Below are 25,852 nucleotides of genomic sequence, written 5' to 3' on the forward strand. Positions count from 1 at the left end.
AATTGATGTATAATAATTATAGTTAAATTAACTCATAATGTCCAAGTGATTACTTATATAAACAGGATAAATGATATTTTGGAGAAAGTCCAAGAGAGCCGAAATTTATCTCCTGATGATGGGGTAATGCTTCTGAATCAGACAGAACAAGAAGTAAGAGCTATCATTGGTCAAAGTGCGGATAAATTGCGTCAAAAACAGGTTGGAGATAGGGTAACATATGTTATCAATCGTAATATAAACTTTACCAATATTTGTGAGCAACATTGTAATTTTTGTGCTTTTCGGCGGGATGAAGGAGAAGATGGGGCATTTTGGTTAACTCGTCATCAAATTATCGAAAAAGCGACGGATGCTGTCGAAAAAAAGGCTACAGAAATTTGTATGCAAGGGGGATTAAATCCTCAAGCTAAATTACAGGGAAAATCTCTTAATTATTATCAAGAATTAGTCACCACTATTAAACAAGAATTCCCTCAATTGCATCTTCATGCTTTTTCCCCTCAAGAAATTCAATTTATTGCTAGAGAGGACAATCTTAGTTATGGTGATGTTATTATAGCTTTGCGAGATTCCGGGTTAGATTCTATGCCAGGAACGGCGGCTGAAGTATTAGATAATAAAGTAAGACGGGTGATTTGTCCTGAGAAAATTAATACAGAAACTTGGTTAGAAATCATCAGTCTTGCTCATAGTTTAGGAGTTCCTACTACTAGCACAATGTTATGTGGTCATATCGAAAATTCACGGCAACAAATTAATCATTTAATGCAGTTAAAACAACTACAAAAAATAGCGATTGAAAATGATTATCCTGCTAAAATTACTGAATTTATTCTCTTACCTTTTGTGGGACAAGATGCACCGAAAAGTTTAAGAAATCGTGTGGGACGAGATCAACCTATTTTAGAAGACACACTATTATTAACTGCTGTGTCTCGACTTTTTTTAGGTGAATTAATACCCAATCATCAACCTAGTTGGGTTAAAATAGGACTACATGGAGCCAAAGAAGCCTTAAAATGGGGTTGTAATGATATTGGGGGAACCTTAATGGAAGAACATATCACGACGATGGCAGGGGCAACAGGAGGAACTTATATGGCAGTTGAAACCTTACGAGAAGCTATTAAATCTCTGGGTCGTTCTTATCAGCAACGTAATACTTTATATGAGCTATTATGAATAATAATTCAGAACAAGAACGGATATTAAGGGCTAAAAAACAAGCTAAAAAAGTTTTTTTAATATTACTTGGCTTTGGTTTATTTTTAGGGGTTGTTGTTTCTATTGGGGTGATACAATTAATGAATAAGTTAGGGTTAACTGAAAAAAACAATCAAACAGAAATTTTTAAACAGAAAGTTGAGTAAAAAGGTTATAAATAATATTTTTTTTAGGGAGTAGGACAAGTACCTGTAGGAACATTAGTAATAGTTCCATTTTGAGTTAATGTTCCCGTCCAATTATTATTATTGCTTCTGAATGTTGCTATCGGGGCAATATTTTCAACACGGAATGTTCCTGCTGCGCCAGATTTAACAAACCGTATAATTCCGTTATTATTATTTGATGTCCCGGAACTAATCGTATTACCAGTGAATTTTAAACAAAGATTAGTATTATTACCTCCACTGAGATTAATTACATTAGTATTATTAGCCCTAAAAGTATTATTATTTAGTGTAAATGTGCGTAATGCTGGAGGGGCAAATCCTTGGCCATTTGTAATAGCACTTCTTGCGATATTATTAAAGTTAACATTACTGACCGTCAAGTTTATAACAGCTGGGCCATTATCAATACCATTACCATTACTTGAATTCGTAGTTATCGTATTCTGAATAGAACCACGATTAATAATTAAATGGTGAGTATTACCTGTAATAAAGCTAATTCCATTTATAACCCCATTAATATTAATACTATTAAAGGTAGTTTGACCTGTGTTAACCCCCGTAATAGTCACTCCATTTCCTGATGCATTGCTAATGTTAGTATCACCAAAATTAAAAATATTACTACCTCCATTAATCAACATACCGTCTCTACTGGTGTTAGTAATAGTAAGGATTTTACCATTACTATTACTAAAAGAATAATTAGCATTATTATCATTATTGCTATTGAAAACAAAAAGTCCAGTTCCGACTGAAGCAATAGAAGTATTGCCTACTACGGTAAACGAACCCGTTAAATCAATTAGAGTAATACCAGTGCTGGACTTATCAGGATTAGGAACATTATTAATATCAATATTACCGATGGTTAAATTTCCATGTCCGTTTAGGAATAAACCACTATTACCTGAACCATTATTAGTGATATTACTAATCTTCCAAGTAGTATCGGGAGTTAAAGAACCTGATACATTAGTTAATTTAATTCCATTACCAAGTGCTTGATTAACTGTGGTTGTTCCTCCCGCAACAGCTTCCAAAACTGAAGTATTAGGATTAGCATCAAAGGTTACTTGAATCAAATTTATCCCATTTCCAGCAACATTATTAATTTGATTATTAGCAAACGCGGTCAGAGTTGAATTAGTAATATTAATACCTTGACCAGTAACATTACTAATTTTAGTATTATTAATAGCGACCGTGTGATTGATATTATCATTATTACTGATTTGAATACCATTACTGCCACTGCCAATAATTCCAACCCCATTAACAGTTAAATTAGAATTGGTGCTTTGAATTCCTGATTTTTTACTTCCTGTAATCGTTCCTCCATTAATATTAACCCCTCCAGCTACATTTTGAATCAAAATTCCCTCATCCCCTGTATTGGTAATATTTACTTGAGAAAGAGTCACTGTTCCATTACTATTTGTGATAGCAATTCCTCGATTTCTTGCATTATTAATAGTAGTAGTAATCCCTGTGAAGTCAATTGAACCATTAATTTGATCAAGCCTAATACCATCAGAAGTAGAATTAAAACTCGTTAAAGTATTATTGGGGAAACGAATATTATTGATATTAGTTCCAACTAAAGCTGGGCCACCGACACCGATAATTTGGTTATTCGTAATTAACCCATTGTTGGCATTAGTTAATAACAATGCAGCACTTCCATTAATTCCTCTAATAATGTTATCACGAACCACAAAATTATTGACCCCAATAGCGCGAACTCCTGAATTAGTTCCAGTAATATCAAACCCCGATAAAACACTATTATTGCCCATAGTTATAGTGCCATTAACGGTTGGCAATATTCCAGCATTCGACAAAGGTAAAATAACATTTCCCCTGTTAGCAGTGGGAATAACTTGTTGCGGCCCCGTAGAAAGCACTTGTACACCATCAGGAACCCTAAAGCTAGGAATACCAGGGTTAGTCCCACTTTGAACATAGACAATCTCATTATTTTGAGCGATAGATATAGCCCCATCTACCGTCCCAAATGGGTTTTCAAAGGTTCCATCACCTCCCCCTTGGCCTAGATTAACGTGACGAAAAATCCAAGGTTGATTAGTGGTAGGATTAATGGCTACAATAGGCTGATCTAACAGAACTTCTACGGGAGAAACTATCGTTTGCGTGGTTTGCACTTCATCAACAACGATTTGCTCTTGACGATGAACCCATTCTCCCATTCTGGCCCAAACTTCCTCAACAGAAGTATTGCGGGGCCGAGTACCTGGAAAGTTTGCACCCAAGCGCACTATCACATTAGTCCCAAAGGTATCATCATCTTGTACGGATATGCCTAACCGTAAGGTATCAGTGGGTTTAACTTCTAATCCTAACCGCCAACCCCAAATATCTTCTGTTATTTGTTGTCCTTCGTAATAATAACCACCAACAAACCCTCGTAAATCGCCTTGATTACCGATTTGTAGAATTTTAGCCCCAAGGTCAAAATCTAAGCCAAAGAGAGCATTTTCATAAGAACGAGTGACTTGTTGTTGCTGTTGTTGCTGTAAGCGCACATCTTGGAAGACGAGAAAATTCTTTTGAAAATGAATAAAATCGGCTGTTACACTCTGAGTAATCGTATTAACAGTAGTAACATTTTCCCCAGTTTGTTGTTGTGTATTACCCAGGGGAACATAAACGTTAAAATGAGCATCCCACACATCCCCCAAGGTTTCTAAACCGAATCCAAGTTGATTAAATTGATTAAATTCTGTGTCTCGTACATCATAACCGAGATAAGCCCCATAAATACGTTGATCGGTATAGAAACGATGGCCAATGATAAAATTACCCCGCAAGTTTGATTCTTCATTGGTAGAGATAAGAAACCTTCCTTCTAAAAAAGTCAAATTTTGTTCTCCCGTTTGAATTAAAGGCAAAAAACCCTCTAATCCTGCCACAGAACTCGGATAACCTACCTCTGGCCCGCTTACAAATCGGGCCCCAATACGAGGGGTAAAATATCGAATTTCCGGTTCAGCTTCTGGTGAAGAAGATTCTTGAGGAGTTTCTGGGGTCGAGGTTTGAGATAGTTGGGCCCGTGTTGGCGTAATAGCTTTATTTGTCCATCCCGCTTCCTGTAAAGTTTTGGCGGCGGTTGGTAGAGGAGGGATACTATTTAAAGGAGTCTGGTCTCCTTCTGCTAAAACAGTTAAGGGGAAAATAGCCAATAATAACCCACTGACTAGATTTGTTGTTGTGGAAAAATAAATTAGATTTTGTATCAATCGCCCTTCACTTTCTATTAACCTCATAGTTCCTTGCTTTCCTCACACTCACACACTGTTACTTAATTAAGTTTAAAAGAGTTTATCCCTATTTTTGTCTCCCTATTAGTAATTTATGTTAAATTTCAAAATAAGTAATATTTATAAACTAAGAGAACAAAAAATTTAGCTTTTTCGATCAATTAAAAGATGAACTTCCATCTTCGATTCTAGTGGTTTATCTGTTGTTAAAATAGGTTTAATCGGAGTAATTTGTCCGGCTACAGGGGCCGCATTTTGAGGCAATGAACTAGCAGCTAAAGTGATATGTTGATCCGCCACTGCTAACCCATGAGTGGGATCATAGCCACGCCATCCCCCCCCAGGTAAATAAACATCTGCCCAAGCGTGTAAGTCTCTTTGTTCTTGATGGCGATCGCCTTCTTGATAGCCACTGACAAACCTTGTAGCCAAACCTACCACCCGACAGACTTCCATAAATAATACGGTACTATCACGGCATGATCCTTGTTGACGTTGCCAAGTAATACTCGGTTGCCAAGGATTGCCAGTTTCTCTAAATATCTGTTGACAATTTTGGTAAATCTGCTCATTTAAGCGAGATAAAAATTGAAGACAATTTCCTTCAACTTGATGTAGAATTTGTTGAGCTAATTCAATAATAATAGGATGAAAAGAACCATTATAAGGATAAAGATAGGGTTGTAATTGAATAAATAGAGATCTAGGATAATCTATCGGTAAATGAGCAGCCCAAGGTTCTAAAACATATTGAAAGGGGTTATTAATATAAGTTTCTACTTGAGCATCAATTGTTATGTTTAATGACTCCATTGGTTCATTAAACCATAATTGAGTTAAACCATTACCATCAACATCAATTACTGGAGACATTCCCATAGGTTCAGGATCAACTTTAAGAGAAAAATTTAATAATTGTTGCCAGCCATTAGAACGAGGACGTAATCTTAGAGTATGGGGTTGAAGCAATACGGGCTGATTGTAATTATAAATTGTTTTGTGATGGATTTTGTAAAGCATAATTTTTAGGTTTAAAAAATTTGATTATCAAGTCGTAGGGGCGGGTTTTTACCAGAGTTTATGACTCTTATTAATATCTTAGATAAACCAGGCCTTTGTGCATCTGAACCTGTCATAAAAATAACTCCTGATGTAACATTTAAAAATATTTAAACAAACTTACGCAACACCTCTAGATATTAAGTGTTTTTGTATGGTGAATTCATGAATTGACCTTACAGGTATTTTTGATGCGTAAATCCTATTTTAGCTATTTAATAGAGTAACAAAGATTTTGAGCAATAAACTAACAAATTAAATTTGTGACCAAGAGTTGATACAATTGATAATGAACTTTCATGACAAAAACTATTTTATGAATTTACCAACCTCCACCACTGGGGCCGATGCTGTTGATATTGCGATCGCTCAAGGAATTGATTTTGACGGAACACCCATTCCTTCTAACCGCTTAGAATTATACCGTCAAGTGATGGTCCTGGAAGGGGAACGTCAACGCAGTGGTGTTACCAATACAATGCGCTCTCGAATTGTTAGAATTGGGGCAAAACATATCTCTCAAGAAGAATTAAATCAAATGCTACTAGATGCAGATTTTGCCCCCCTCAAAGACAAAGAGATCGCTTTCTATTACAAAAAATAGGCCCTAAACTTAAGTAAAGAAAGTTTCTCCAATTTTCTCTCCCACCTCATTAACCCGAATTTGAATTTGATCCAAAAATTCGTGTAACCCAATTTTAATAACATCTTCAATGGTAGTATAACCCAATTGAGCGCATAAACTACCTAACGCTCGTTCGGGTTTATTATGCCATGTTCCTAGCGGCGTTCCCGTAATTTCATGAAGCGATCGCTGTAATTGTAGCAAACAAAAATGAATGGAACGGGGAAATTCTCGATTAAAAACGAGAAATTCTGCTACATTACTCGGTGTAATTCTTCGTTGACATTTACGGTACATTTCATAAGCACTGGCTGACTTTAGTAATGCTATCCATTGAATTTGATCTAAAGGAGTTCCTACCCATTCTAAAGAAGGTAATAAATAGAAATACTTAACATCAAGAATACGGGCGGTTTTATCAGCCCTTTCTTGCAGTCTTCCCATTTGTCCAAAATGCCACCCTTCATTATGAGTCATGGTCGCATCCATGACTCCAGCAAAGCGATGACTAGACCTTTTTACTTGAGTAAAAAAATGCGGTAAAGTCCCTTGAGGATGATCATTAGATGCTTCTGTTACCATGCGATAAAAAGCATTAACTTCTTCCCACATTTCTGAGGAGATAATCTCCCTAATTGAACGGGCATTTTCCCGCGCTCTTTGCACGCAAGAAACAATAGAATTAGGATAATTACTGTCAAAGGTCAAAAACTGAATCACATTGTCTGAAGATGCTTCTCCGTAGCGTTGGGAAAACAATTGTAAATCTCCAGTAGTTAAGATTAAAGGTTCCCATTGTTGTCCCGTTACTTGAGTTAAATCAAGCATTAAATTTAAATTAACATCGACAAAACGAGCCACATTATCTGCTCGTTCAATGTAACGGTTTAGCCAATAAATTGTATCTGCAACACGACTTAACATTTTAGGGTTTAGGGGTTAGGGGTTATTGTTTTAGTAGGGGCGGGTTTATCGAAAATATCGGTTAGAATCCAGGATTTTTGTCAAAAACCCGCCCCTACAGGAGTCAGGATGAAATTCATAATTCATAATTCATAATTCATAATTCATAATTCATAATTCATAATTCATAATTCATAATTCATAATTCATAATTCATAATTCATAATTCATAATTCATAATTCATAATTCATAATTCATAATTTAAGTACCCAGGTATCTTTACTACCTCCCCCTTGAGAAGAATTAACCACTAAAGAACCCTTCGTCAGAGCAACTCTTGTTAGTCCCCCAGGATGAACATAAATTTCATCACCTCGATGGAGAATATAGGGACGTAAATCTACGTGACGACCTTCTATTTGTCCATTAATAAGAGTGGGAACACGAGATAAATTTAGGGTCGGTTGAGCAATATAATTACGAGGATTAGATTTAATACGATTAGCAAAATCTTCTCGTTGTTCTTGGGTTGATTTAATCCCCACTAACATTCCATAACCTCCAGCTTCATTGGCTGCCTTTACTACTAATTTATCTAAATTTTCTAACACATAATCGCGCTCCTTTTCTTGCCAACATAAATAAGTAGGAACATTGGCTAAAATCGGTTCTTCTCCTAAATAATAACGAATCATCTCAGGAACATAGGCATAAATCACCTTATCATCAGCTATTCCGGTTCCTGGAGCATTAGCTAAGGCTACCTTTCCTTGAGCATACACATCCATTAAACCAGGAACCCCTAATAAAGAATCAGAACGAAAAACTTGAGGGTCTAAAAAGTCATCATCTACCCGACGATAAACTACATCAACTCGTTGTAATCCTTTCGTAGTTTTCATCTGTAAATAACCATCACAGACAACTAAATCCCGTCCTTCTACTAATTCTACACCCATTTGTAAAGCTAAAAAAGAATGTTCAAAATAAGCAGAATTATAAATGCCTGGACTCAGCACAACTACAGTCGGATTAGGAAGATAAGAAGGAGCTAAATTTAGTAAAGTTTCTAATAGATGACTCGGATAATCATCCACAGGTTTAACCGCCATTGTTTTAAAAATATCAGGAAATGTACTTTTCATCACCCGACGATTTTCTAACACATAAGAAATACCAGACGGAACCCGTAAATTATCTTCTAATACATACCATTGACCCTGATGATCTCTGACTAAATCTGTGCCTGTAATATGACACCAAATAGATTCAGGGGGTTTAATCCCCAAACAAGGTTTGAGAAATCCTTGGGCAGAATTAATTATTTCTTGAGGAATTTTACCATCTTTTATAATTAATTGCTGATCGTAAATATCAGCTAAAAATAAATTTAAAGATTTAATTCTTTGCCTGAGTCCTGTTTCTAATTTTAGCCATTCTTGAGCATCAATAATACGAGGAATAATATCAAAAGGAAAAATTCGATCTACTCCTTGATTATCATGATAAACTCTAAAGGTTACTCCCAGATTAAATAAAGCAATTTGAGCAGTATCAAGATGTTGTTGAAGCCGTTCTAAAGATAAATTTTGCATCCAGTTGATGAGTGATGCTGCATGAGGTCTAGGTTGTCCGACAGACTCATAAAGTTCATCATAAAATTGTTCGGGATTATAATTATCAAAATGCACCGTCACAGCTAATTCTCCTCTAACCTTCCTTTTTACAGCATTAACCTTTAGGGATTTTATGATTGTAGCGAATAAGACAATAGTTAAGATCAAGAAAAAGTGGAGGATTCAAAATTTTCAGCTAATTCTTGACGAGCCACTGCCATGAGCTTACTATACAATTGAGTGGAATCAGAATTAGGAACAAATTGATGAATAGACCTTTGTGTGACCAAATCGGGGGAGGAATTGTTAATATTTGTTAAGCTTAAATCTGTCTTCAATGGGTCATGATTTCCCTTAACTTTCTCCTCCAAGTCTAAGGGGTTGATGATGATTGGGGTTGTCATCTCCTGGGATGAAGGAGAAATTAAAGTTTCTCTGGTTTGTTGAGGGTTTCTAGGTTGAATCGGGGGGATATTCGTTTGAGATGGGGTCTTTTTCGGTTTTTTGGGCTGAGAATAGGTCAAGGTTTCCTCCTCAGTCTTGGAAGCATTAGAGGATAACTGATGATCTACCAATCTTTCAAAATCACGAGTAAAATGAAACGTAGGTTGTCCCCGTCGTTTCCACAGGCTGAGAATCTGTTCTACAGAAATCACTTTGTAACGCCCTTGATACAATGCTTCGATAACGGCCAAACGAATCCAGTAGAATGAATAAGAAGCAGACCAGTCCTCAATTAATTCGAGTAGGGTAACTCCTTTAAGTTCAAACCCGTAGCGAGATACAAGGGCCGCTACTTGGATTGTGGTTTTTTGATAGGACTTAGACATGGAGTTAGCTAACGTTACAGGAGCTATTTAATAAAGTATCGTAGAATTAACAAGATCATTTGCCTTGATTTTAAGGTAGTTTTTCACAAATGATTCACTTTAGCTGAAAAATTAGACACAAGTGTTCGGTATAATGGGCTATAGTTGAGGTTTGATCACTCTTGATGCTCTTAAAGTTCGTGAGTATTCTTTCTAATTAGGTTGACTATTGAAATCAATTTTGATTATTGCCCCATCGTTGATTAATAAGAAATTCTTTAGGAGTTATTCCTTGACAAAATTCATGATTTGTGTATTCAACTTGAGAGATCATTATGCAATTAGCGTCAGAGTCATTTGAGCAAACTATTCAATATTTGGAACAACACGAAGAATCTTTAAGGATCAAAAAATTAATTTTTTGTCTTTGTAAAAAATATTGGGAAAATGATCTTAATGTTTTAAATAGTTTTTCTTTGGCTGATTTAATTACGGAACTACTTCAAAATAAACCCACATCAGAACAGTTAACTTTCTCTTTATATAAACTAGTTAAAACTCTCAATCGTCCGAAAGTTTATGCGGGAGTTTCCAAAGTTATTTTAGAAAAATTAGCCCATATTTATAATCCCGAAGCTGAACCTATAGAAATATTGACATCCGTAGCGGATAATGGCAAAGAAACTCAGATATCTGATGGAGATTTTCTCTTAGAACAGGCAGTCAGAAATTTGACTAATCATCAAGAAAATGGCCGAATTAGTAAATTAATTTATGCCGTTACTCAACAATATTGGGAAAACGACTTAAATCGGATTAATAACTATGGATTAAAAAATCTACTGCTCGAAATTATCGAAAAATACTCCACTAAAGGAGATCTAGAAATTGCTTTTGGTAAAATTGTTGAAAATATCAATAAAAAAAACTTATATGTAGCGATTTGTAAAATTATTTTCACTCAACTTGAAGGTTTATACGATAACTTACAAGAAAATATTGAGTCCGAACAGCAAGTTAGTGAATCTTATCAGACTCAAATTATTAAAATCACTTCAGAGGCAAATACTCCTCAAAGATACAAAGAGCAACAACAATCTGTATCACCATTTGAAACGGCAGTGATTGATATCACATCAGAAAAAATGGTAACTGAATTAAAACAGATACAGGCGGTTCCTACTTCCTCAGCCGCGCCTCCCAAAACCTACGATATCTTTGAAATACGTCTGGAAATCATGCAATATACTAACCCATTACGGGCTAAAATATTACTATTCTCCCTTCTTTTTCACCCTTGGGATCGCAGCGGCCAAGATTGGTCAATGTTAAGAAGTTATACTTTGGACGATTTATTAGAACAATTGATTCAAAGTGGTAGACCAATCACAGAAATTGAGGCTCAACTCTATGGAGCCGCCAGATCCCTAAGTGATCCAGAAGCGCACCTACAAGCCGCTAGTACCATCATCGAAACCATTAAATCCGTGATCTCTTGACTCCAACCTTATGAAAGCAAATGAACTCATCGAGCGTTATTCTGCGGGGGAAACCCTCTTTAATGGATTAAAATTGCCAGGAATTAGTCTTGTCTCAGCAGATTTAATTGGTATAATGCTCAATGAGGCTGATCTGCGGGGAGCAAACCTATTATTTGTCTATTTTAATCGGGCTAATCTGACTCAAGCCAATTTAGTCGGGGCTAACTTGAGTGGGGCTAATTTGAGTCAAGCCGATCTTAGTGGGGCCGATTTAAGAAGTGCGCTACTACATGGTGCGCTGTTGCAGGGGGCAAATTTACGAGATACAGATATTACTTTAGCCAGTCTCTTAGATGCTAACCTTATTGGTGCCGATTTGCGAGGAGCAGACTTAAGCGGAGCTATCCTCACAGGAGCTTGTCTAAGGGGGGCGAATATGCGTCAAGAGAAGAAAAGTTATTATACTAACCTGCAAGCGGTTAATTTAGCTAGAGCCGACCTTCAAGGGGCAAATATGAAAGGGGTTGATCTCAGCCGAGCTAACCTCAACGGAGCTAATCTTAAAGAAGCTAATCTACGAGACTCGGATCTGCGTAAGGCTGATCTAACTAATGCTAATCTCACGGGAGCTTTCCTCACAGATACCAATTTAACAGGAGCTAGGCTAACGGGAGCTAATTTAACTAGTGCTAACCTAGTTAGGGCCCAGATGTCTCAAACAGAAATGTCTGGAGTTAACGCTAAAGGAGCTATTATGACTCATGTGGTGTTAAATCGAGCCAATCTAAGCCAAGCTAATTTAACCTTAACTCAGATGAATCATGCGGATTTGAGTCGGGCCAATTTATCGGGGGCTAATTTTAGTGATGCAGATTTAGTTGAAGCCTTTTTTGCTAGGGCGACTTTGATGGGGGCTAATTTAAGTAATGCTAATTTAACTAGGGCTGAGTTAATGAGTGCTAATTTGGCCGGAGTAATTTTACGGGGTGCTACTATGCCTGATGGTAAAGTACATCGGTAGTAGGTAGACAAAATTAATTACATAAAATTTGTAGGGGCGGGTTTTTTACAGAAATTATGATGCTCACTAGGCATTTTTCATCAAAATTATAGCCGCGTCTAACCCACCCTACGAATTATCAGCTTTACTTATCACCACAGCTACGGGAGAGTCGAAACTAGCCCGTACTTGACTTCCTAGAATTTATAATTCATAATTCATAATTTATAATTCATAATTCACTTGCTTTTAGGTAGTGGGGGGTGTCAAAATAAACAGTTAAGGCTAGGGGTGTCTGTTAACTCAGGCTGAGAAAGACCCTTAGAACCTGAGACTGGGTAATACCAGCGTAGGGAAGCTGTTTATCGAGGTATACGACTATGAGATCACAATGGGTTGCCAAGCGACGGGGACAAGAGAACGTATCCCAGATGCATTATGCACGTCAAGGGGTCATTACGGAAGAAATGTATTATGTAGCTAAGCGGGAAAACTTGCCCCCTGATTTAATTCGAGAAGAAGTTGCACGGGGACGGATGATTATTCCGGCTAATATTAATCATACTAACTTAGAACCAATGGCTATTGGTATTGCTTCTAAATGTAAAGTCAATGCTAATATTGGTGCTTCCCCTAATTCTTCCAATCTTGACGAAGAAGTGGCTAAACTCACCTTAGCGGTTAAATATGGGGCAGATACGGTCATGGATTTGTCTACCGGAGGAGGAGACCTAGACACCATCCGCACCGCTATTATCAATGCTTCTCCCGTTCCTATTGGTACGGTTCCCATTTATCAAGCTTTAGAAAGCGTTCACGGGAACATCGAAAAGCTGACCCCTGATGATTTTCTCCACATCATCGAAAAACACGCTCAACAAGGGGTAGACTACATGACTATCCATGCCGGGATTCTCATAGAACATTTGCCCCTAGTCAGAAGTCGTTTGACAGGTATTGTCTCTCGTGGAGGTGGTATTATTGCCCGTTGGATGTTGCATCATCACAAGCAAAACCCTCTGTATACCCATTTTGACGAAATCATTGAAATATTTAAGAAATATGACGTTTCTTTTAGTTTAGGGGATTCTTTGCGTCCTGGATGCACTCATGATGCGTCAGATGAGGCACAACTGGCTGAACTCAAAACCTTGGGACAGTTAACCCGTCGTGCTTGGGAACATGATGTCCAGGTGATGGTAGAGGGGCCCGGCCATGTGCCAATGGATCAAATTGAGTTTAATGTCAAAAAGCAGATGGAGGAGTGTTCTGAAGCACCTTTCTATGTGTTAGGCCCTTTGGTAACAGATATTGCCCCCGGTTATGACCATATTACCTCAGCGATCGGTGCGGCGATGGCGGGTTGGTATGGTACTGCTATGTTGTGTTATGTCACACCTAAAGAACATTTAGGACTGCCTAATGCGGAAGATGTTCGAAATGGGTTAATTGCCTATAAAATAGCGGCTCATGCGGCAGATATTGCCCGTCATCGGCCAGGGGCCCGCGATCGCGATGATGAACTGTCTCAGGCTCGTTATAATTTTGATTGGAACCGTCAATTTGAGTTATCTTTAGATCCAGAACGGGCTAAAGAATATCATGATGAAACTTTGCCGGCAGATATCTACAAAACGGCGGAATTTTGTTCCATGTGCGGGCCAAAATTCTGTCCTATGCAAACAAAAGTTGATGCGGATGCGTTGACAGAATTAGAGCAATTCTTAGCTGAAAAAGACAGGGAAAAAGTCGCTCAATAACTTAGTAGGGTGGGCAATGCCCACCTTGTTGGCTCTCCCGTACCTGTGGTGATAAGTAAAGCCTATGATTCGTAGGGTGCGTTAGACGCGGCTATGATTTTGATGAAAAATGCCTAACTTTTAAGGCGCGTCGTAACCCATAAATAGACAGATATTTCTTCAAGCCATTGACTTCGCTTCTTATCAATTACTCCTAAGTATCAGAACCAATCTTTTTGGAAGCTTCCCCCCAAGCTTGCTCACCTCCTTTAAGAAGATAAGGAATAGAGGGAGCTAGAAACGAAGTAACTGTTTTTGAAAGTGCAACTACATCTAGCATTAATTTATCTTTTGAACGGTTGTCTTAATAAAATTTCCCATACTATAACCTTTTGAGAGGTAAATGTCAAGTCTATTCTAGATTTTTTGTTGTTAATCCGTAGTCAATATCTAATAATTGTTCTAGACTATAGGGACAATCTTCAGGAAAATTGACTTTTAAACAGGTTTTACGTTTTACATAGCTTAAAGCATCTTGATAAATTGATTGTAATTCCTGTGCTAAATGATTACGAAGAGTTTTTGTTAATCTTCTTCGTAACTGAGTCCGGAAACCTGTTATTTCAGCTTCCCAGTGATAGAGATTTCGTTCTCGTTCTGTCGTCCAATATTCCAGTAATAATAAATGACGTATCACTTGTTCTAATAAACTTTCTACTCCATTTCTTTTTTCACTTCCCAAGTCTTCTAACTCCTCTATTAAATTTTCTAGGTCTAAATTCTCAAATTGACGATTTTTTAATAATTCAATAGTTTCTTCTAACCATTGACTGTCATCAATTTCATATAATGTCTTTAAATTCGTAATAACAGACATAATTTTTGGCAATAAAATCAACTAAATCTATTATATAACAATTCCCAATGACAATATACGTTTAATTTGATACAATTAGTAATAAGTAAAGCTTATAATTCGTAGGGTGGGTTAGACGCGGCTATGATTTTGATGAAAAATGCCTAACTTTTTAGGCGCGTCGTAACCCACCATATTAACTATTGTAACTGATTATATATTTTATACCAAGATGTTATGAATTATAAATTATAAATTATAAATTGGGATTTTATAGACCCAATATCGTAAACAATCAAAGTCATTAAAGTTGCATCAGTCCTAAAATTAGGCTCTCCCGTACCTGTGGTGATAAGTAAAGCTTATAATTCGTAGGGTGGGTTAGACGCGGCTATGATTTTGATGAAAAATGCCTAACTTTTAAGGCGCGTCGTAACCCACCATATTAACTATTGTAACTGATTATATATTTTATACCAAGATGTCGGGAGAGCCGTATTCTTAAGAGTACAAAAACAAAAACGGTTTTAATATTCTTAAACCCTACTCCCCTCTCATCGCTAATTTCATTTCTCTAACTGCCCTTTCCATCCCCACTAAAACCGCCCGACTAATAATAGTATGACCTATATTTAATTCTTCCATCCCAGGTAAACAAGCTACCGGATACACATTCCCATAGGTTAACCCATGACCCGCATTCACCCGTAACCCTAACCCTAATGCTTGTTCACACCCTAATTTTAACGATTCTAACTCTTGCTGACGTTTTAACTCATTGGGTGCATCCGCATACTTACCCGTGTGTAACTCAATAAATTTTGCTCCAATTTTGGCCGCCCCCTGAATTTGCGCTTCATCCGCATCAATAAACAAACTAACCGGAATATCAGCCCCTTGTAAGCGATTTACTATGTCTTGCAGACGCACTAAACTACTAACTAAGTCTAAACCCCCCTCTGTGGTCACTTCTTCCCGTTTTTCTGGCACTAATGTAACATAATCAGGTTTAATATTAAGTGCGATCGCCACCATCTCCTCAGTAGCTGCCATTTCTAAATTAAGATGAGTGCGGACAGTTTCCCTAAGTAAGCGCACGTCTCTATCTTGAATATGACGGCGATCTTCCCTTAAATGAGCCGTAATGCCATTAGCACCACCTAATTCCGCTAAAACAGCCGCCGTAATGGGGTCAGGTTCTACTGTGCGTCGCGCTTGGCGAATGGTGGCAACATGGTCAATATTAACGCCTAGAGTTAGCAACTTCAAGATCTCCTTTAATAAAAAGTAATGAGTACGCAAAATCAGTTAAACAACATATTGTAGGGGCGGGTTTTTTACATAAATCAATGATTCTCACCAAAAAACTAGATAAACCCGCCCTGGGTTTTTGACAAAATTCTATGATTCTTACCAAAAAATTCCATAAACCCGCCCCTACTAGATCACTTTTACAATCAGTCTTACTTAATGCCATAGTTTATCATAAATTGATGACGATTTACTGACCTCCTTATTAGCCTTTAAAGCTTTATATAATAGGGCTTTTCACCAATTTGTCCCCTGACTCATTCTTAACTTTTCCCTAATTTTTAGAAATTTTATCAAGAATAATTAGCAATAGTGCTACAATGTGTCAGGCAAATATCAATAAAGATAATCAACCTAGTTTTAAGGAGTTCAACCTGACAAACCGTGAAAAATCTGTCTAGACGAGTCTTTCTCAGTGTCAGTGGCGCAACCGCCGCCGTTACCCTGAGCCAACTAATGACCAGTTGTGGCAATAAGAGTCAGCCAAATGCTACCCCTTCCCCTTCTGTTGGACAGGAACTTAACCTTTATTCCTCGCGCCATTACAACACTGATACGGCACTCTATGAGGGTTTTACCAAAGAAACAGGGATCAAGGTTAATCTGGTGGAAGGAAGTGCCGATGAGTTGATCGAACGTATCCAAAGTGAAGGAAATAACACTCAAGCTGATATTTTAATCACTGTTGATGTGGCCCGTCTCTGGAGGGCGCAAGAAGCCGGCATTTTTACCCCTGTTTCTTCTCCTATTTTAACCCAAAGAATTCCCCCTGCTTTACGCAACCCTGAAGGTTATTGGTTTGGCTTTACTAAACGGGCGCGAGTTATTGTCTATAACAAAGAAAAAGTTAAACCGGAACAGCTTTCTACTTATGAAAATTTAGCTGATCCCCAATGGAAAGGTAAAATTACTATGCGTTCTTCTGGTAATACTTATAATCAATCTTTAGTTGCTTCTTTAATTGAAGCTCATGGAGAAGCAAAAACGGAAGAATGGTGTCGCGGTTTAGTTGCTAATTTTGCTCGTCCTCCCCAAAGTAATGATATGGGACAAGTTGAAGCAGTGGCCTCTGGTATTGCTGATGTAACCTTAGCTAATACCTACTATATAGTCCGTTTTGCTAAATCTAATGAACCTGCCAAAAAAGAAGTTTTTCAAAAAATAGGCGTATTTTTTCCTAATCAGCAAGATCGAGGTACTCACGTTAATATTAGTGGAGCAGGAGTAGTTAAAAATGCTCCTAATCAGAAAAATGCTATCAAATTTATTGAATATTTAACCAGTAATTCAGCCCAGGAATTCTTTGCTCAAACTAATGATGAATATCCCGTAGTTAAAGATGTTGCTCTCGATCCAATTTTGGCAAAGTTTGGCACATTTAAAGCTGATGAAACTAATATTGCTAGTTTTGGTCCGAATTTAGCTGCAGCCGTCAAAATTATGGATAGGGCTGGTTGGAAGTAAAGCCTCAATTTGTTGAGTAATTTAACTTACTTTTGCTTCTAAAAAGTCATGATGACTTTTGTTGGTTTTACTATTGAAAAAAATAAATAATAAATTATTAAGAAAATCAATAAAGACTTGACAAACTTACAGAAAAACTTACAATAAATTTAGATTAATTATCAACATACTTACCATTTTAATTGGCTAAACAAGGAGTTTTCATGGACAAAATTTCACGAAGGATATTTTTAGGAAGTACTGCTGCTGCCGCAACAGTAGCATTAAGCCCATTTATTCATATTAAAGAAAGTTCTGCTCAAACTAAAGAATTAAACTTGTATTCTTCCCGACATTACAATACAGATAGTCGCCTATATAAAGACTTTACTAAACAGACAGGAATTAAAGTTAATTTAATTGAAGGAGAAGCAGATCCACTCATTGAAAGAATTAAAAGTGAAGGTCGTAACAGTCCGGCAGATATTTTAATAACAGTCGATGCAGGAAGATTATGGCGCGCCGATCAAGCAGGAATTTTTGCCCCAGTTAACTCTAAAATTTTGCAACAAAAAATCCCCTCATCCCTAAGACATCCTAAAGGTCATTGGTTTGGATTTAGTAAGCGTGTACGAGTCATTATGTACAACAAAGGCAAAGTTAACCCTTCACAATTATCCACTTATGAAGACTTAGCCAATCCCAAATGGAAAGGAAAAATTGTGACCCGATCTTCAGGAAATATTTACAGTCAGTCTCTCACCGCTTGGATGATCGCGGTCAATGGACAAGCTGCCACCGAAAAATGGTGTCGAGGTTTAGTGGCTAATTTTGCCCGTCCCCCTCAAGGTAACGATACCGCCCAAATTGAAGCCGTTGCCTCCGGTTTAGCCGATTTAGCCATAGTTAACACCTATTATCTCGCTGGTTTAGCCGAAAGCAAAGATCCAGCTAAACGGGCGATCGCACAAAAAATTGGCGTATTTTTCCCCAATCAGAAAAAAGGAGGGGCCCACATAAATATTAGTGGCGGTGGATTAATTAAAACAGCCCCCAATCGCAACGCAGCCGTTAAATTCCTGGAATATCTCGTCAGTCCGCAAGCACAAACCTTTTTTGCTCAAGGTAATAACGAATATCCCGTCGTTTCAGGAATTGCCCTCGATCCAGTTTTGGCTAAATTTGGCAATTTTAAAGCGGATATTACCAGAGTTGACGATTTTGGTCCCAATTTAAGTAAAGCCGTACAGGTGATGGATCGGGCTGGTTGGAAATAATATAATGATAATCATTATCAAAGTATGTGAGGAGTTATTTGTATTATGTTTGATCTCATATCTCGTTCAAGGAGTGCGAAAGCATCCCTGTTGTCGGTTTCCCTAAGTCTGTTGAGTACGATCATGTTATCTGGCCAAACCGTAGAAGCATTACCCTTACCTGACCCAGATTTTAAGCTTAAACAGTCCCGTGATGGCTTTTTAAACCCTGGAGGTCGTCAGAGTTCGTCTATGTCTCAAATGACCAATGTTTCGGACTTACAAACGGATTTCAAGCTTAAACAGTCCCGTGATGGCTTTTTGAACCCTGGGAGTCGTCAAAATTCGTCTATGTCTCAAATTACCAATGTTTCAGAGTTACAGGACATTGCCCCTACAGCTTGGGCCTATGAAGCTTTACGGGGGTTAGTCGAACGATATGGTTGTATTGTCGGTTATCCTGACCGCACCTTTAGAGGCGATCGCGCCTTAAGTCGTCATGAATTTGCAGCCGGACTCAATGCTTGTCTCAATACTATAGAACGACTGATACAGGAAAATGTTGCCGTGTTACGGGAAGACATAGAAAAGCTAAAGCGGTTAGCCAAAGAATTTGAGGGAGAACTGATAGCTTTAGGGGCAAGAGTCGGTAATTTAGAGCAAAGAGTCGCTTTTATCGAAGAACACCAGTTTGCAACTACTACCAAACTCACCGGAGAGATGGTTGTAGGGTTAACGGGTGTGGCCGATGGAGACATGAACGGTGGGGAAGATGTACCCAGAACCACTAATTTAGGGTATCGGGCCCGACTAGAATTGAATACCAGCTTTGACGGGAGTGATTTGTTGTATACCCGACTAGCAACAGGCACAGTTCCCACTTATTCGACTATAACTGGAACTTTTCAGGGGGATTTAGGCTTTTCTCAACCGGATGATAGCAACTTAGCCGTAGAAGTTTTGTATTATGAATTCGACCTAGCGGAGAATGTGCGAGTTTGGGTTGAACCGTTTGGGGGAGCCTTTGACGATTATACCAATACAGTAAACTATTTAGATGGAGATGGAGCAGGTGGTGCTTTATCTGCTTTTGGTACTCGTAACCCCATTTATTATATTGCTGAAGGTCAAGGAATTGGGTTTCAGGGAACAGTATTTGAGGTGTTTGAATGGAGTGCTGGATATTTAGCTAATAATGGAAATAATCCCGATTTAGGTGATGGTTTATTTAATGGGGCTTTTGCTGCCCTTGGACAAATTGGATATAAACCAAGTGATGATTTTATGGTGGCTTTTACCTACCTTCATGGATATAATACAGTCGATACAGGAACGGGAAGTCGTCGCTCTAATTTCCAAGCATTTATTGAGGAAGAATTTGAGCAAAAAATTAATACCATTAATGACTCTTATGGGATGGAATTTTCTTGGCGTATTGCTCCTAAATTTGTCTTTGGTGGTTGGGTAGCGGTGACAAAAGCAAAGACTCAAAATGTGATTCTGTCACCTAATAATTTATTAGATCAAGAGTTAGCAGCAAACGACGCTGCAGATAAGGCGGCAACCCAAGGGGCAGCCCAAGCTGTATTTCAAGCAGCAAACCAAGCTGCTGCCCAAGCCGCAGATGAAGCAGCAGCAGCCCAAGCACAAGCAGATGAAGCAGCAGCAGCCCAAGCAGATGAAGAATTCGCCGAAGCGGCCGCTGTAGCCCAAGCAGCCGCTCAAGAGGCGGCCCAAGCTGCTGCTGAGGCTGCTGCCCAAGCCGCAGATGAAGCTAACGCTGCTGCTGACGCTGCTGCCGAAGCGGCAAATGAAGCTGACGCTGCCGCCCAAGCCGTAGCTGAACAAAATGCTCAAATAGCAGGACTGGAAAGGAAGAATTTAGATATTTGGAATTGGGGGCTTACTTTCGCTTTTCCTGATGCTTTTTCGGAAGGAGATACAGCAGCAATTATTATTGGGATGCAGCCTTGGGTTTCTCAATCTAACATTGTTTTACCCGATGGAGCAAGAAATAATGATCGAGATAGTTCTTATCATATTGAGGCATTTTATGAATATAAAGTCAACGACAATATGAAATTAACTCCTGGCATTATTATTATTACATCTCCTGATTATGATGATGATAATAATACCCTAGTTATTGGAACCGTTCGGGCCACTTTCACCTTTTAATTGTAGGGTGGGCAATGCCCACTTTACCCTAACACAAATGGAGCAGTTAATTATGGAAGAAATTCTTAGTACCTATCTTACCGAACTTCCCATTGGATTTAAAGGTTATATCGTCGGTTACGATAAAATTTTTGGCGGTTATCAAGGGAAATTATTGTCTATGGGGTTAAGTCCAGGAACAGAATTTATTTTAGTATGTCAAGCATCTAATAATTGGCCCTTAATCATTGAAGTTGATGGCAATTTATTGAAATTGTACAAACCAGAAGCAGATGCGCTTTGTATTGAATAAAATTATCTTGAATCTCTTACTTCTATTATGAATTATGTCACATTTATCCACTAATTTATCTTTTAACTATTTGAGTCGTCGTCAGTTAATTCAATGGGGATTAACTGGTTTAGGAATTGCTACAGGTGGTGTATTGATTCGTAATCTCACCTCTGATTCTTTAGCTTCTGTGAGAATTCCTAAAATAGAACCCGACGTGACCCCATTATTAAATAATCCCTTTAATCCTATGAAGATTTTAAGGGAGTTTGATTATGGGACACTTAAACAAGAAAATGGAGTCAAAATTCGAGAATTTAATGTCACAGCTAATAGTAGTTTATTACAATTAAATAGTGGGGTTTCTTTTGTTAGTTGGAATCTCAATAATCGAGTTCCTGGGCCAACATTTAGAGTAAAAGAAGGGGAACGAGTGAGAATTATTTTTCATAATGAAGATGGTCACTCTCATTCATTACATTTTCATGGAATTCATCCAGCAGAAATGGACGGAATTAAACCTATTCGTCATGGGAAAAAAATGGTTTATGAATTTACCGCAGAACCTTATGGAGTCCATCTTTATCACTGTCATATTGCCCCTGTAACTCGTCATATTAGTAAAGGTTTATATGGAATGTTTATTGTTGACCCTCCTCAACCTCGTCCCCCTGCCGATGAAATGGTAATGGTGATGGCAGGTTATGATATTAATAATAATCAACATAATGAATTATATGCTTTTAATGGACTTCCTAATTATTATCGTGATCATCCCATATCTATCTATCAAAATCAGCTAATTAGACTGTATATATTGAATATGATTGAATTTGATCCTGTGTCAACCTTTCATATTCATGGTAATATGTTTAATGTTTATAGAACGGGCAGAGATACAACTCCTCATGAAGAAACAGACGTGATTACAATGGGGACTGGCGAACGTCATATTTTAGAGTTTTCTTATCCCTATCCAGGGAAATATATGTTTCATCCCCATCAAGATACTCTAGCAGAATTAGGCTGTATGGGTATGTTTAAGGTTATCCCTAGTTAAGTTATTTATCTATTTTTTGGAGTTAAAATTATGTTCAAATTTCGCCCCTTATCTTCCCTGTTATTAATACCTTTTTTATTAACAGTAACAAGTTGTAGTAAACCAACAGAACAAAAAGAGGTCACTCAACATTCTCATCAATTTTCTAAAGTGGTTACAGAAGAAAATAAAGATACAGAATATCTGACCAGTTTAGGGTTAATGAAAGGACATTTAATGGTTGCTCAAGAATTAATTGCGGAAGGTAAACCAAAAGAAGCAGAACCCCATATTGGTCATCCCGTAGAAGAAATTTATGGGGACATTGAAGATGAGTTAGTGGCCAGAAAAGTACCTGAATTTAAAACAACATTAAATCAATTTAATGATTTAGTAAAAACCAATCCAAAATCTGCTAAAATTAAGGAACAATATAATAGTTCAATCGCAGCAGTTGATAAAGCAATTCTCGCAGTTCCTGAAGATAAACGTCAATCTCCTGAGTTTATTTTATCTGTCATAAACAGATTATTAAATACGGCTAAGGGAGAATATAAAGCCGCGATCGCTAATAATAAAATTGTCGAAGTGATTGAATATCAAGACTCACGAGGTTTCATTCTTTATACATATGAACTCTATCAATCAATTGCTGAAACTATGAAGCAAAAACATCCAGAAAAACATGAGAAAATTGTTACTAATTTAGAAGAATTAAAGAAAGCTTGGCCATCAGTTGATCCTCCCAAAACTTTAGTTCTGACTACCCAACAAGTATCGGAATTGATTGCTAAACTTCACGAAAATACTCACTTATAAGAAATTTTAATAGAACTTTTCTACTGTGAATTATAGATAGTAGGATGCGTTCCCAACGCATCTACATTTAGCATCAATTGTTGGTTGGGTTTCGTTCCTCAACCCAACCAAACAGGAGTTTAGAGACCCAATCCCTACTTGATTCTCGGCTCTCCCGACATCTTGGTATAAAATGTATAATCAGCTATAATACTTAAGATAAAATTACCTTTAATGTGTTTAAAGTTTCATCACTACAGCCAGTAATATTCGCTCCTATAAGAAATTTTAATAGAACTTTTCTATTGTGGATTATAGATAGTAAGATGCGTTGGAAACGCATCCTACTACATTTAGAATCAATTGCCCGATCTTGATCGTGGGCAATGACTTCAATCTTGCGATTGCCAACTTGGTTAAAAATATAGTATACATCATGTTAAGCCTGAAGTTTTCTGGTATTAATAAATTAATTTAACTGTTAAGAATTATGAAAATAAAATTACCTTTAATGTGTTTAAAGTTTCATCACTACACCCTGTAATATTCGCTCCTAATTGTTGAATATATACTAAATAATTAATTGCTTCTTGTGTAATAATTTCTCCTGGCATTAAAACAGGAATTCCCGGAGGATAAGGACAAATTAATTCACCACTAATACGCCCAATACTATCCTCAATACTTATCATTTCTGTCAAAGCAAAAAAAGCATCACGGGGAGATAGAGAAAGAGGTGGATGGCTGATGGGGTGAGGGTATGAGTAGGTAATAGGGTGAGGAGGTGATGGGGTGATATTGGCTAAAGTTTGAAAGGCTTTTATTAATTGGTTAATATCCTTTTGTGTATTACCAATAGAAACAATAAAAGCTAAATGAGATAACATCGGTAACTCTGCCGTTACCCCTAATTTTTGATGTAAAATTTCATCAACTTCAAACCCACTTAAACCTAAAGCAGTCACATTAACCGTTAATCTTGTGGGGTCTAAATAGTGAAAACCTAGTCCAAGTTTGTCTATATTTAAAACGGATAAGCCCTTAATTTGACTAATTTCATCTCTTGCTTTTTGGGCTAACTTGATGGTATTGTCTAATAATTCCTCTCCTTGTAAAGCCATTTGTTGTCTAGCCCCATCCAAAGATGCTAATAATAAATAACTAGGACTGGTAGACTGAACCAACTGTAATGCCTGACTAATACGTTGAGGATTGACGCGGCTTCCTTTGATGTGTAACATAGAAGCTTGAGTCATGGCCCCTAAAACCTTGTGAGTAGATTGTACAGCCAGATCAGCCCCCATAGACAAAGCACAAGGTGGCAAACTAGGATGAAAAGCAAAATGGGCCCCATGAGCTTCATCCACCAATAAAGGAATATCATGACGATGGGTAATTTCTGCGATCGCCTTGATATCCCCACAAATGCCGTGATAAGTAGGATAAACCATTAAAACGGCTTTAACATCAGAATTTTGATTTAACGCATCTTCTAGAGCCTCTGGAGTAAAGCTGTAAGGAAGATCCCAAAGGGGGTCATATTCAGATTTAATAAATACAGGAACCGCCCCAGAAAGGATTAATCCGGCAATGAAAGATTGATGAGTATTACGGGGTACAATAATCTTGTCACCCGTGCCACAAGTTGCCAAAATTGCGGCAATTATTCCACAAGTTGAACCATTAACCAAAAACCAAGTCTGATCAGCCCCAAACGCCGCTGCTGCAAGAGTTTGAGCCTGTTTAATGGTTCCAGAGGGAGCGAATAAATTATCCAACTCTGGTAACTCTGGCAAATCGGAACGAAAGACAGTTGCACCTAACAAAGTAGCCAAAGGTTGAGGGATTCCTTGTCCCCCCTTATGGCCAGGGGCATAAAAAGCTGCCCTTGACTGTTGACTCAAGGTTCTTAAGGTCTCAATCAGAGGTGTAATAGATTGAGAGTGCCAAACAGAGTCTTGCGATAATTTCATTGACGTTTAAGAATCCCTAATTTTTGCTCAAGATACTTTTTAATATTAATAGCATCACCCTATCTATGATGATTCATTCTCTCCAACCTAAACTTCTTCTTGTTGATGATGATCCCGCTATTTGTCAGCTCATCTCCCGTTTTTTTAGTTACAATAACTATCAAATTGAATCGGCAGGTGATGCGAGAATAGCCCGTCAACTCTTTCAAAAGGTTAACCCAGATTTAGTTATATTAGACGTTAATTTACCGGATGAAAGTGGCTTTAATCTGTGTAAAGAAATGAGACAAACGGGAACATTGGTGTTAATGCTAACCTGTATGACAGACACCAATTATATTTTAGAAGGATTTGAGCAAGGGGCCGATGATTATTTAACAAAACCCTTTAATTTACAAATTCTCAAAGCAAAAATTGCCGCCTTACTCAAACGCCATCCGACTAATTCTTCTTCTGTTAGTGCGTCTCAAACTCGTCTTATCTTTGACTCTCTGATAATAAACCCCGAACGGTGTGAAGTAACCCTTAATAACCAAATTGTTCCCTTAACGAGCTTAGAATTTGAGTTATTATATTTTTTAGCAACCCATCCTAATCGAGTTTGGGAAAGAACCGATCTCATTGGGGCTGTATGGGGAGATAATCAAGATATCGGGGTTGATCGCAAAGTAGATGTTCATATAGGTCAAATTCGCAAAAAAATTGATGATCCTGAAGGAAAAATCATTAAAACCGTTCGGGGTCGGGGCTATATGTTTGAACTTTCTGACAACAATCTTACTTAGGTTTTATCCTCAACCTTAAAGTTTACCTTAT

22 protein-coding genes and 1 riboswitch are annotated in these 25,852 nt (G+C 37.7%); of the genes, 13 read left to right on the plus strand and 9 right to left on the minus strand.

All coding sequences use genetic code 11. The features are described from left to right. The first annotated feature begins 45 nt into the window (after positions 1 to 45). Together cofH and AsFPU1_RS02450 are read left to right on the plus strand one after the other, a co-directional pair. Positions 46 to 1,185, plus strand: a complete 1,140-nt coding sequence (gene cofH, locus AsFPU1_RS02445) for a 7,8-didemethyl-8-hydroxy-5-deazariboflavin synthase subunit CofH (protein WP_124974606.1) — start codon at positions 46 to 48, stop codon at positions 1,183 to 1,185. Further along, the gene (locus tag AsFPU1_RS02450) at positions 1,182 to 1,373 is read left to right on the plus strand and encodes a hypothetical protein (RefSeq protein WP_124974608.1); all 192 of its coding nucleotides are present in this window, start codon (positions 1,182 to 1,184) and stop codon (positions 1,371 to 1,373) included. The genes cofH and AsFPU1_RS02450 overlap by 4 nt, the downstream gene beginning before the upstream one ends. Before the next feature lie 23 nt (positions 1,374 to 1,396). Here AsFPU1_RS02450 and AsFPU1_RS02455 read toward each other — a convergent pair whose 3' ends face one another. Both AsFPU1_RS02455 and AsFPU1_RS02460 read right to left on the minus strand, forming a co-directional pair. Beyond that, positions 1,397 to 4,684 carry a right-handed parallel beta-helix repeat-containing protein gene (locus AsFPU1_RS02455; RefSeq protein WP_124974610.1) on the minus strand — a complete coding sequence of 1,096 codons (3,288 nt, stop codon included), beginning with the start codon at positions 4,682 to 4,684 and terminating at the stop codon, positions 1,397 to 1,399. A 138-nt stretch (positions 4,685 to 4,822) separates the two neighbouring features. Then, a complete protein-coding gene (locus AsFPU1_RS02460; protein ID WP_124974612.1) occupies positions 4,823 to 5,698 on the minus strand; it encodes a transglutaminase family protein in 876 nt (291 codons plus the stop codon). A 355-nt stretch (positions 5,699 to 6,053) separates the two neighbouring features. On the opposite strand from AsFPU1_RS02460, the gene AsFPU1_RS02465 reads away from it, so the two are divergent. Next, on the plus strand, positions 6,054 to 6,341 hold the full coding sequence (locus tag AsFPU1_RS02465; RefSeq protein ID WP_124974614.1) for a small RNA NsiR4-regulated ssr1528 family protein: 288 nt from the start codon (positions 6,054 to 6,056) through the stop codon (positions 6,339 to 6,341). A gap of 9 nt (positions 6,342 to 6,350) precedes the next feature. Here AsFPU1_RS02465 and AsFPU1_RS02470 read toward each other — a convergent pair whose 3' ends face one another. The 3 genes from AsFPU1_RS02470 to AsFPU1_RS02480 form a co-directional block, all read right to left on the minus strand. Further along, positions 6,351 to 7,286: an alpha-E domain-containing protein gene (locus AsFPU1_RS02470; RefSeq protein ID WP_124974616.1), complete on the minus strand. Its 936-nt coding sequence runs from the start codon at positions 7,284 to 7,286 to the stop codon at positions 6,351 to 6,353. 234 nt (positions 7,287 to 7,520) lie between these two features. Next, positions 7,521 to 8,963 carry a circularly permuted type 2 ATP-grasp protein gene (locus tag AsFPU1_RS02475; protein ID WP_124974618.1) on the minus strand — a complete coding sequence of 481 codons (1,443 nt, stop codon included), beginning with the start codon at positions 8,961 to 8,963 and terminating at the stop codon, positions 7,521 to 7,523. A gap of 83 nt (positions 8,964 to 9,046) precedes the next feature. Further along, positions 9,047 to 9,712 carry a hypothetical protein gene (locus AsFPU1_RS02480; protein ID WP_124974620.1) on the minus strand — a complete coding sequence of 222 codons (666 nt, stop codon included), beginning with the start codon at positions 9,710 to 9,712 and terminating at the stop codon, positions 9,047 to 9,049. A 314-nt stretch (positions 9,713 to 10,026) separates the two neighbouring features. Here AsFPU1_RS02480 and AsFPU1_RS02485 point away from each other — a divergent pair, with 314 nt between their 5' ends. The 3 genes from AsFPU1_RS02485 (at position 10,027) to thiC (ending at position 13,932) form a co-directional block, all read left to right on the plus strand. After that, positions 10,027 to 11,190, plus strand: coding sequence for a hypothetical protein (locus AsFPU1_RS02485; RefSeq protein ID WP_124974622.1), 1,164 nt, complete (start codon positions 10,027 to 10,029; stop codon positions 11,188 to 11,190). Positions 11,191 to 11,200: 10 nt separating this feature from the next. Then, on the plus strand, positions 11,201 to 12,193 hold the full coding sequence (locus tag AsFPU1_RS02490; RefSeq protein ID WP_124974624.1) for a pentapeptide repeat-containing protein: 993 nt from the start codon (positions 11,201 to 11,203) through the stop codon (positions 12,191 to 12,193). A gap of 256 nt (positions 12,194 to 12,449) precedes the next feature. Then, positions 12,450 to 12,545: riboswitch (TPP riboswitch) on the plus strand. A gap of 7 nt (positions 12,546 to 12,552) precedes the next feature. Then, on the plus strand, positions 12,553 to 13,932 hold the full coding sequence (gene thiC / locus AsFPU1_RS02495; RefSeq protein WP_124974626.1) for a phosphomethylpyrimidine synthase: 1,380 nt from the start codon (positions 12,553 to 12,555) through the stop codon (positions 13,930 to 13,932). Positions 13,933 to 14,125: 193 nt separating this feature from the next. On the opposite strand, the gene AsFPU1_RS23265 is transcribed toward thiC, so the two are convergent. The 3 genes from AsFPU1_RS23265 to AsFPU1_RS02505 form a co-directional block, all read right to left on the minus strand. Continuing rightward, entirely contained in the window at positions 14,126 to 14,251 is a 126-nt protein-coding gene (locus AsFPU1_RS23265) for a hypothetical protein (protein ID WP_265415785.1), read from the minus strand. Between the two features lie 72 nt (positions 14,252 to 14,323). Beyond that, complete coding sequence (locus AsFPU1_RS02500; protein WP_124974628.1) at positions 14,324 to 14,788, minus strand: DUF29 domain-containing protein; 465 nt, start codon at positions 14,786 to 14,788, stop codon at positions 14,324 to 14,326. 522 nt (positions 14,789 to 15,310) lie between these two features. Further along, positions 15,311 to 16,030, minus strand: coding sequence for a pyridoxine 5'-phosphate synthase (locus AsFPU1_RS02505; RefSeq protein WP_124974630.1), 720 nt, complete (start codon positions 16,028 to 16,030; stop codon positions 15,311 to 15,313). A 432-nt stretch (positions 16,031 to 16,462) separates the two neighbouring features. Here AsFPU1_RS02505 and AsFPU1_RS02510 point away from each other — a divergent pair, with 432 nt between their 5' ends. The 6 genes from AsFPU1_RS02510 (at position 16,463) to AsFPU1_RS02535 (ending at position 23,084) form a co-directional block, all read left to right on the plus strand. Further along, positions 16,463 to 17,542 carry a Fe(3+) ABC transporter substrate-binding protein gene (locus AsFPU1_RS02510; RefSeq protein WP_124974632.1) on the plus strand — a complete coding sequence of 360 codons (1,080 nt, stop codon included), beginning with the start codon at positions 16,463 to 16,465 and terminating at the stop codon, positions 17,540 to 17,542. A 203-nt stretch (positions 17,543 to 17,745) separates the two neighbouring features. After that, positions 17,746 to 18,798, plus strand: coding sequence for a Fe(3+) ABC transporter substrate-binding protein (locus tag AsFPU1_RS02515; protein WP_124974634.1), 1,053 nt, complete (start codon positions 17,746 to 17,748; stop codon positions 18,796 to 18,798). A 231-nt stretch (positions 18,799 to 19,029) separates the two neighbouring features. Beyond that, positions 19,030 to 20,955, plus strand: coding sequence for an iron uptake porin (locus AsFPU1_RS02520; protein WP_439952558.1), 1,926 nt, complete (start codon positions 19,030 to 19,032; stop codon positions 20,953 to 20,955). A gap of 52 nt (positions 20,956 to 21,007) precedes the next feature. Continuing rightward, positions 21,008 to 21,247: a FeoA family protein gene (locus AsFPU1_RS02525; protein ID WP_124974688.1), complete on the plus strand. Its 240-nt coding sequence runs from the start codon at positions 21,008 to 21,010 to the stop codon at positions 21,245 to 21,247. A 34-nt stretch (positions 21,248 to 21,281) separates the two neighbouring features. Beyond that, positions 21,282 to 22,286 carry a multicopper oxidase domain-containing protein gene (locus tag AsFPU1_RS02530; protein ID WP_124974640.1) on the plus strand — a complete coding sequence of 335 codons (1,005 nt, stop codon included), beginning with the start codon at positions 21,282 to 21,284 and terminating at the stop codon, positions 22,284 to 22,286. Between the two features lie 30 nt (positions 22,287 to 22,316). Continuing rightward, complete coding sequence (locus AsFPU1_RS02535) at positions 22,317 to 23,084, plus strand: 4-helix bundle domain-containing protein (RefSeq protein WP_124974642.1); 768 nt, start codon at positions 22,317 to 22,319, stop codon at positions 23,082 to 23,084. 467 nt (positions 23,085 to 23,551) lie between these two features. Here the strand turns inward: AsFPU1_RS02535 and AsFPU1_RS02540 are convergent, their stop codons facing one another. After that, positions 23,552 to 25,036 (minus strand): aminotransferase class I/II-fold pyridoxal phosphate-dependent enzyme, encoded by a 1,485-nt coding sequence (locus AsFPU1_RS02540; protein ID WP_124974644.1) that lies wholly within the window; start codon positions 25,034 to 25,036, stop codon positions 23,552 to 23,554. Between the two features lie 65 nt (positions 25,037 to 25,101). Between AsFPU1_RS02540 and AsFPU1_RS02545 the strand changes: the two genes are divergently transcribed. Continuing rightward, entirely contained in the window at positions 25,102 to 25,821 is a 720-nt protein-coding gene (locus tag AsFPU1_RS02545) for a response regulator transcription factor (RefSeq protein ID WP_124974646.1), read from the plus strand. Positions 25,822 to 25,852: the final 31 nt, after the last annotated feature.

Source organism: Aphanothece sacrum FPU1, assembly GCF_003864295.1.
GTDB classification, from domain to species: Bacteria; Cyanobacteriota; Cyanobacteriia; order Cyanobacteriales; family Microcystaceae; genus Aphanothece_B; species Aphanothece_B sacrum.